Consider the following 640-nt stretch of genomic DNA (forward strand, 5'->3'; position numbering starts at 1 on the left):
CGTGCCCATTTCCACGATGCGGCCGGCGTCCATGAACAAGGCCCGGTCGCCGACGTCGCGCGCGAAGCCCATCTCGTGGGTCACGACCGCCATCGTCATGCCGTCGCGCGCCAGCCCGCGCATCAGCTCCAGGATGCCGCCGACGGTCTCCGGATCCAGCGCGGACGTGGCTTCGTCGAATAGCATCAATTTGGGGTCCATGGCCAGCGCGCGGGCGATCGCCACGCGCTGCTGCTGGCCGCCCGACAGCTGGCTGGGATAGCGTTCGCCGAAATCCCCCATCCCCACGCGGCCCAGCAGGTCGCGGGCATAGCGTTCGGCGTCGGCGCGGCTGCGGCCGCGCACGACACGTTGGGGTAGCGCGACGTTGTCCAGCGCAGTACGGTGTTGGAACAGGTTGAAGTGCTGGAACACCATGCCGACTTCCGTGCGCCAGCGGTTGACGTCGGTGGCGGGGTCCGTCAACGACACGCCGTCCACGCGGATCGTGCCGCTGTCGATGCTTTCCAGCCCGTTCAGGGTGCGCAGCAAGGTGCTCTTGCCCGAGCCGGACGGCCCGACGACCACCATGACCTCGCCTCGGTTCAGCTGGCAATCGACCCCGTCCAGCGCCCGATGCGGCGGCTGGCCGTCGCGCTGG

The 640-nt window shown here is 69.4% G+C and carries 1 protein-coding gene; it reads right to left on the reverse strand.

Annotated features, from left to right (window positions below; translation table 11 throughout):
• The coding region (locus tag A9976_RS29345) for an amino acid ABC transporter ATP-binding protein (protein WP_183021890.1) at positions 1–640 on the reverse strand (640 nt) is incomplete at both ends.

This window comes from Delftia sp. UME58 (genome assembly GCF_014170385.1).
GTDB lineage: Bacteria > Pseudomonadota > Gammaproteobacteria > Burkholderiales > Burkholderiaceae_C > Comamonas > Comamonas acidovorans.